Genomic DNA, 6,329 nt, shown 5'->3' with positions numbered 1-6,329 from the left:
ACCGTCAACGCAGCAAGGTGCTCTTTGGCCAGGGCTTATTCAGCGTAGCCCTAAACTGGTGTTTATCGACAGCGCCAACCGCATCCGCGAAGAGCGCTCCACAAATGCGGTACAAGGCCTTTGAGCCGGCCGCATCCTCACCTCCAGGAACCACGACATGTCCAACGTTTTTGAACAACCCGTCACCCTGCACCGCCCGCGCCAGACTGCCCCGGCCAGCCCCGAGGCCCGCTGGAGCGTGGCTGCCATCGAAGCACTGTTCGACCTGCCTTTTCCCGAGCTGATGCACCAGGCGCAATCCGTGCATCGTGAAAACTTTGATCCAACGCGCGTCGAATTTGCCACACTGCTGTCGGTCAAGACCGGTGGCTGCCCGGAAGACTGCAACTACTGCCCGCAGGCAGCGCGCTTTGACACCGGCGTGGAGGCCACCAAGCTGATGGATCCGCATGAGGTGAAGCTGGCGGCGCAACGCGCCAAGGACGCTGGTGCCACGCGCTTTTGCATGGGTGCGGCCTGGCGCGCGCCCAAGGACCGCGACATTGAAAAGGTGGCCGAGCTGGTGCGCACGGTCAAGGCGCTCGGACTGGAAACCTGCGCGACACTGGGCATGCTGGAAGACGGTCATGCGCAAACCCTGCAAAGCGCCGGCCTCGACTACTACAACCACAACCTCGACAGCGCGCCTGATTTTTATGGTGACATCATCACCACGCGCGACTACCAGGACCGGCTCGACACGCTGGCGCGCGTGCGCCGTGCGGGCGTGAAGGTCTGTTGCGGCGGGATCGTCGGCATGGGCGAAAGCCGGCGCCAACGCGCCGGGCTGGTGGCCGAACTCGCCAACCTGTCGCCCTACCCCGAGTCGGTGCCGATCAACAACCTGGTGAAGGTCGAAGGCACGCCGCTGGCCGGCCAGGAAGACCTGGACCCGTTTGAATTCGTGCGCACGATTGCCGTTGCGCGCATCACCATGCCGAAGGCGCGTGTGCGCCTGTCGGCCGGCCGCCAGAAAATGGGCGATGCGGTGCAGGCCCTGTGTTTCCTGGCCGGTGCCAACTCCATCTTTTACGGCGAAAAGCTGCTGACCACCGGCAACCCCGACACAGGCGCCGATGTGGCCTTGCTGGAGCGTCTGGGCATGACGCGTTCTGCACCGGACGCAAAACCATGACGCAGGCACCCGCCCCATCACCGGCCGCCGGCAGCGCCAGCCCCTACGGCACCTTGCCCCCTGCGCCGCCGACAGCATCGCGCAAACCGGTCAGCCTGCCGCGCCTGCGCGAAATGCACGCCCAAGGCGAAAAAATCACCATGCTGACCGCTTACGACGCGACCTTTGCCGCCGTGGCCGACGCGGCCGGCGTCGAATGCATCCTGGTCGGCGATTCGCTGGGCATGGTCTGCCAGGGTCTGTCCAGCACCGTGGGGGTGACGCTGGAAACCATGCGCCACCACACCGAATGTGTGGCGCGTGGCCTGCGCCGCGCCCAGGCCACCGCCTGGCTGATTGGCGACCTGCCCTTTGGCAGCTACCACGAGTCGAAAGAGCAGGCCCTGCGCAGCGCCGTGGTGCTGATGCAGGCCGGCGCCCACATGGTCAAGCTCGAAGGCGGTGGCTGGACCACCGAGACCGTGCACTTCCTGGTCGAGCGCGGCATTCCGGTCTGCGCCCACCTGGGCCTGACGCCGCAAACCGTGCATGCCCTGGGCGGCTACCGGGTACAGGGCCGGGGCGAGGAAGCCGCCACCACCTTGACCCGCCAGGCCCACGCGCTGCAGGACGCCGGTGCGTCCATGCTGGTGCTCGAGATGGTGCCGGCCGCGCTGTCGGCGGCGCTGACCAAAAAACTCACGCACTGCCCGACCATAGGCATAGGGGCCGGTGTGGGCACCGCCGGCCAGGTGCTGGTGCTGCACGACATGCTGGGCATGAACCTGGGCAAGATGCCGAAGTTCGTGCACAACTTCATGGCCGAAGCCCACAGCGTGCAGGGCGCCATGCAGGCCTATGTGCAGGCGGTCAAGCAGCAGCGTTTTCCCGTTGATGCCCTGCACGCGTGGTGAAAATAGGGCCCCCACGCTCCCCACTGCGTGTGGTTCGCTGCCCCCCGAGGGGGCTAATTTTCCTTGGGACGGCCCGGCGGAAAATTGCATGGCCCCCACGCTCCCCACTGCGTGTGGTTCGCTGCACCTTGCAGGCCGCCGCTCGCCAGAGGCCTCGCTTCTGGCGCCTGTCCAAACCTGCTCAAGCAGGTTTGGAGCCGCAGCCACCAGCCCCGAGGGGGCGCTGCGCCTGCGGGCCGGCAAAGCCGGACCCGCGGCCCTGGCTGATATGAAGGGAGCGTCACGCTTGTCGCTCCGCTTGTATAGTCGCCCCTTTTGAACACGACCTTCGCACCGCATGAAAATCGTCCACACCATCCCCGACCTGCGCGCCGCGCTGGCGCCTTTCCAGCACCCGGCTTTTGTGGCCACCATGGGCAACCTGCACGACGGCCACATCGCGCTGGTAAACCAGGCCAAACCGCTGGGCGACGTGACGGTGGCCAGCATTTTCGTGAACCGCCTGCAGTTTGCGCCGCACGAAGATTTCGACACCTATCCCCGCACCTGGGAAGCCGACTGCGAAAAACTCCAGGCCGCCAGCTGCGATGTGCTGTTTGCGCCGCGGGAAACCGACCTCTACCCCGAGCCGCAGACCTACAAGGTGCATCCGCCGGCGGAGCTGGCCGACATCCTCGAAGGCCACTTCCGCCCCGGCTTTTTTGTCGGTGTCAGCACCGTGGTGATGAAGCTGTTTTCCTGCGTGTTCGCTGGCAAGCCCGGTGGCACCGCGCTGTTCGGCAAGAAGGACTACCAGCAGCTCATGATTATCCGGCGCATGGTGCAGCAGTTTGCCCTGCCGATCACAATCGCCCCCGGCGAAACCTTGCGCGCCGCGGACGGCTTGGCGCTGTCCTCGCGCAACGGCTACCTGGATGCCGCGCAGCGTGCCGAAGCCGTGCAGCTGTCCAGGGCATTGAAGGCGCTGGGCGAAGCCGCGAGGGCGCAGGGTCTGGACAAGCTCGATGCCCTGGAAACCCAGGCCATGCAGGCCTTGAGCGCGCGCGGCTGGGCACCCGACTACCTGGCCGTGCGCCGCCGCGCCGACCTGCTGCCGCCCGCGAGCAGCGGGGCAGCGCAAGCGCTGGTGGTGCTGGGCGCAGCCAGGCTGGGCACCACGCGGCTGATTGACAATCTGGAAATCTGAAGCCATCCCGCGGTTTTAGGATAAAAAAGGCCTCCAGCCCAATAGACACGGGCGCAAACAGCTATCTATTCAGGAGCAACAGAAGCCAGATCAACGCGCACTCTGCCGCGCAACCGCAAGATCAGGGGGCAGGTGGCGGGTCGCGTTCATCCGCCGGGTCGGTCGCCGGCCGGCGCTGGTCCGCCAGCCACTGGTAGCCCTTCCACACCAGCAGGGCCGAACCCGCACCGAGCAAGGCGTAACGCAACAAAGGCCGGCGCGCGCCGGCCAGCACCAGCGACAACACCGGGGTAATCAGGGGCGCACGCCTGAGCAGACCCAGCGCCAGCGGCAAACCTTTGCCCAGAGCCAGTCCCGGGACACCCCCTTTGAGCACCGACACCGACTGCCGCGCCGCACCGAGGGCCTGGACCAGTTCGGCGCGCTCTGTGGCCGAGCGCATCAACAGCAACTGTTTTCTCAGCGCCCGCTGGCTCTGGCTGGTGGTGTCATCCATGGAGGTCTCCGCCCCGCGGCATGGCGCTGGTCGAGGCGGCTTGCAGGGCATCGCGGTCCTGCGCCATTTCGGCAAAGGTGGCTTGCAGAAAAGGCGGCCGCGTGGCCAGCGTGCGCTGCACGCGCCACCAGAACCAGCCGCCCAGCCCCAGGTACACCGCCGCAAAAAACGCCAGCACCGCGACACGCTGCGCGGGATCGACGGCCAGCACCACCGTCAAGGTGAAGATCAGGACGCCGACCAGACCGAAAACGAGCAGGCCCAGCAGGCTCAGCAGCAGGCCAATCAGCCGCTGCAGCTCTTCCTCGAGCTCGACGCCTGCCAGCGCCACGCGCGTGTTCGCCATGGACAGCGCCGTCAGGCCCAGCTGGCGCAGCGATGCGAACAGGCGCGGCGGCTGCCCGCCGTCCGGGTGGTCGTGAGAGGGCGTGTTCATGGCAACAACAGGCACACCGGCACGCCGGTGCTTCCCGTCATGGCAATCATGACCTGCGGTTGACCAGCAGACCGATCAGGAAACCGGCCGCTGCGGCGATGCCGACAGCCTTCCACGGGTTGGCATGGACATACTCGTCCGTGACCTTGGCCGCCTCCTTGCCCTTGAGCAGCGCCGCCTCCTGCAGGCCGGTCAGTTTTTCGGTCGCGAGCTTGAGCTTGCCCGCAGCCTTTTCACGCAGCGCGGCCGCCGTCTCGCCAGTGGCGGCGGTGGCGGCCTTGAGCAGGTCCTCCACGTCGGTGAGAACCACTTTCATGTCGGTGATCAGTTTGTCTTTGCTGGTGTTGTCCATGGCATGCTCCCAAGTGCGGTGGTAAAAAATCAGGCATCGCGTGAGCCCGGCATCAGTTTAGTCCGATCCGAAAGCCGCTGGTCGCGGGCGGGTTGAAACCTGAGCGGGTCTTGATTCACCGCAATAATGCGGACTGCAAAAATCCGGCAAGCCCCCCTGATCAACCCACCCGCGAGCCCGCCATGGACCCCAACCTCCTGACCCCCCTGTTCACCCTGCTGGGCACGCTTGTAGGCGGCCTGGTGACTTTTGCCGTGAACCGGCAACAGTTCAAGCACCAGATCCAGGCACTGCAGCAGCAGTACCGGACCGAGTTCATGGCCGAGGAAACCGCGCGCCATTTCCTGAGCCACAAAAGCTTCACCGACCGGTCCTTCGAGGTGCTCAAAAAACACCTGGGCGGTTTTGACGACGACGAACTGCGCAAGATCCTGGTTCGCGCCGGTGCGGTTCGCACCTACCGCGAAGACGACAGCGAGTGGTGGTACCTGCTGTCGCGCATGGGCGAGCGGATTGAGAAGATGCAGCAAAAGGGCTGACCTCTGCATTGCGGCATCACGCTGCGTTCCCGGTTCGCTCTGGACAGTAGGCGTAACTCCCCACTCCCAACCCCCCGCCCTTCCCTCGCCCCGCTGGGCGAGAGAAGGGAGCCTCATCTTGCCGCGTGTGCTGCACTCGCGTGCAAACATGAGGCCCACGTTCTCCGACATGACGCGCTACGCGCGTCATGTCTCCCCGTACCCGTGTTGGATTTCTCGTCCCCCACCCGTCGGGCTGGGCCGAGGAGCGCAGCCGAAAGCGGATCAGGGCGAGCGATTGTCTGAGCGAAGCGAGTTCGAGCTCGACCCCGCTTTCGGCGAGCACCGGAGGTTGCCTGGAGCGAAGCGAAGGGACCCAGACCATCGGGTCGCCTTTTCTTTTGCTTACTTTTCTTTTGGCGACGCAAAAGAAAAGTGAGTTGCCGCCGGGCAACCCCCGGCTTGCTGGCGAACCACAACGCCAAAACAACGCTGGTAGTCAACCACCATGGATCCCGGATCGAGTCCGGGATGACAAGCATGAAAAAATTTAGCTACAAATTTTATAGCTGCTCGCGCCCGTCCCCATTGGGCTAGAGCCCGATTTTTCTCGAAACGGACCAACCCGCTTACCGCGGCAGCTCACTCGCCTGCCGGGCCAGCTCCGTCACCCGGCTCCAGTCGCCGCGCGCCAGCGCATCGGCCGGCACCAGCCAGGAGCCGCCGACACAGACCACGTTGGGCAGCGCCAGAAACTCGGCCGCGTTGGCCGCGGTGATGCCGCCTGTGGGGCAGAACTTCACGTCACCAAACGGTCCGCTCCAGGCCTTGAGCATGGCCAGCCCGCCGGCCTGCAGGGCCGGAAAAAACTTGAGTTCGGTGAACCCGTCTTCCTGCGCCGCCATGATTTCGCTGGCCGTGGCCACGCCGGGGAGCAGCGGCAGATGTGCATCGCGGCAGGCCCCGCCCACCGCATGGGTGTAGCCCGGGCTGACGATGAAACGCGCGCCGGCCATCGCGCAGGCCTGCACGTCGGCCGCACTGCGCGCCGTACCGGCACCGACCACGGCTTCGGGCACATCGCGCGCAATCGCCTCGATGCAGGCCAGCGCCTGCGGCGTGCGCAGGGTCACTTCCAGCATGCGTATCCCGCCGGCCACCAGCGCACGCGCCAGCGGCACGGCGTGCGCCACATCGGTCAACACAATCACCGGAATCACCGCCGCGTCCTGCATCACCTGCAGGGCCGTCAGCGAGCCGGCCGCCAGATCCAT

8 protein-coding genes are annotated in these 6,329 nt (G+C 65.7%); 4 read left to right on the top strand and 4 right to left on the bottom strand.

Translation table 11 applies throughout. The features are described 5' to 3' along the window. The first annotated feature begins 157 nt into the window (after positions 1-157). The 3 genes from bioB to panC all read left to right on the top strand — a co-directional run bounded on the left by bioB (position 158) and on the right by panC (position 3,253). A complete protein-coding gene (gene bioB / locus PSV40_RS11415) occupies positions 158-1,174 on the top strand; it encodes a biotin synthase BioB (protein ID WP_300537523.1) in 1,017 nt (338 codons plus the stop codon). Then, positions 1,171-2,067 (top strand): 3-methyl-2-oxobutanoate hydroxymethyltransferase, encoded by an 897-nt coding sequence (gene panB / locus PSV40_RS11410; protein ID WP_300537521.1) that lies wholly within the window; start codon positions 1,171-1,173, stop codon positions 2,065-2,067. Before bioB ends, panB begins: the two co-directional genes overlap by 4 nt. 337 nt (positions 2,068-2,404) lie before the next feature. Then, positions 2,405-3,253 (top strand): pantoate--beta-alanine ligase, encoded by an 849-nt coding sequence (gene panC, locus PSV40_RS11405; protein ID WP_300537520.1) that lies wholly within the window; start codon positions 2,405-2,407, stop codon positions 3,251-3,253. 121 nt (positions 3,254-3,374) lie between these two features. Here panC and PSV40_RS11400 read toward each other — a convergent pair whose 3' ends face one another. The 3 genes from PSV40_RS11400 to PSV40_RS11390 are packed head-to-tail and all read right to left on the bottom strand — an operon-like array spanning position 3,375 to position 4,537. Further along, positions 3,375-3,749 (bottom strand): hypothetical protein, encoded by a 375-nt coding sequence (locus PSV40_RS11400; protein ID WP_300537519.1) that lies wholly within the window; start codon positions 3,747-3,749, stop codon positions 3,375-3,377. Then, positions 3,742-4,185 carry a phage holin family protein gene (locus PSV40_RS11395; protein ID WP_300537517.1) on the bottom strand — a complete coding sequence of 148 codons (444 nt, stop codon included), beginning with the start codon at positions 4,183-4,185 and terminating at the stop codon, positions 3,742-3,744. Before PSV40_RS11395 ends, PSV40_RS11400 begins: the two co-directional genes overlap by 8 nt. Positions 4,186-4,231: 46 nt before the next feature. Continuing rightward, positions 4,232-4,537 carry a DUF883 family protein gene (locus PSV40_RS11390; RefSeq protein ID WP_300537515.1) on the bottom strand — a complete coding sequence of 102 codons (306 nt, stop codon included), beginning with the start codon at positions 4,535-4,537 and terminating at the stop codon, positions 4,232-4,234. A gap of 182 nt (positions 4,538-4,719) precedes the next feature. Here PSV40_RS11390 and PSV40_RS11385 point away from each other — a divergent pair, with 182 nt between their 5' ends. Then, positions 4,720-5,076, top strand: a complete 357-nt coding sequence (locus tag PSV40_RS11385; protein WP_096698233.1) for a hypothetical protein — start codon at positions 4,720-4,722, stop codon at positions 5,074-5,076. A gap of 608 nt (positions 5,077-5,684) precedes the next feature. Here PSV40_RS11385 and eda read toward each other — a convergent pair. Beyond that, the gene (gene eda, locus PSV40_RS11380; protein WP_300537526.1) at positions 5,685-6,329 is read right to left on the bottom strand and encodes a bifunctional 4-hydroxy-2-oxoglutarate aldolase/2-dehydro-3-deoxy-phosphogluconate aldolase; all 645 of its coding nucleotides are present in this window, start codon (positions 6,327-6,329) and stop codon (positions 5,685-5,687) included.

This window comes from Polaromonas sp. (assembly GCF_029945925.1).
Classification (GTDB): domain Bacteria; phylum Pseudomonadota; class Gammaproteobacteria; order Burkholderiales; family Burkholderiaceae_C; genus Polaromonas.
The sequence above is the reverse complement of the archived record's forward strand: the minus strand, read 5'-3'. Positions and strand labels throughout refer to the sequence as shown.

Excerpts from the sequence above, each read along its gene's own strand:
- PSV40_RS11385 (WP_096698233.1), top strand. The coding sequence starts at position 4,720 with ATGGACCCCAACCTCCTGACCCCCCTGTTCACCCTGCTGGGCACGCTT.
- bioB (WP_300537523.1), top strand. The coding sequence starts at position 158 with ATGTCCAACGTTTTTGAACAACCCGTCACCCTGCACCGCCCGCGCCAG.
- PSV40_RS11400 (WP_300537519.1), bottom strand. The coding sequence starts at position 3,749 with ATGGATGACACCACCAGCCAGAGCCAGCGGGCGCTGAGAAAACAGTTG.
- panB (WP_300537521.1), top strand. The coding sequence starts at position 1,171 with ATGACGCAGGCACCCGCCCCATCACCGGCCGCCGGCAGCGCCAGCCCC.
- panC (WP_300537520.1), top strand. The coding sequence starts at position 2,405 with ATGAAAATCGTCCACACCATCCCCGACCTGCGCGCCGCGCTGGCGCCT.
- PSV40_RS11395 (WP_300537517.1), bottom strand. The coding sequence starts at position 4,185 with ATGAACACGCCCTCTCACGACCACCCGGACGGCGGGCAGCCGCCGCGC.
- eda (WP_300537526.1), bottom strand. The coding sequence starts at position 6,329 with ATGGATCTGGCGGCCGGCTCGCTGACGGCCCTGCAGGTGATGCAGGAC.
- PSV40_RS11390 (WP_300537515.1), bottom strand. The coding sequence starts at position 4,537 with ATGGACAACACCAGCAAAGACAAACTGATCACCGACATGAAAGTGGTT.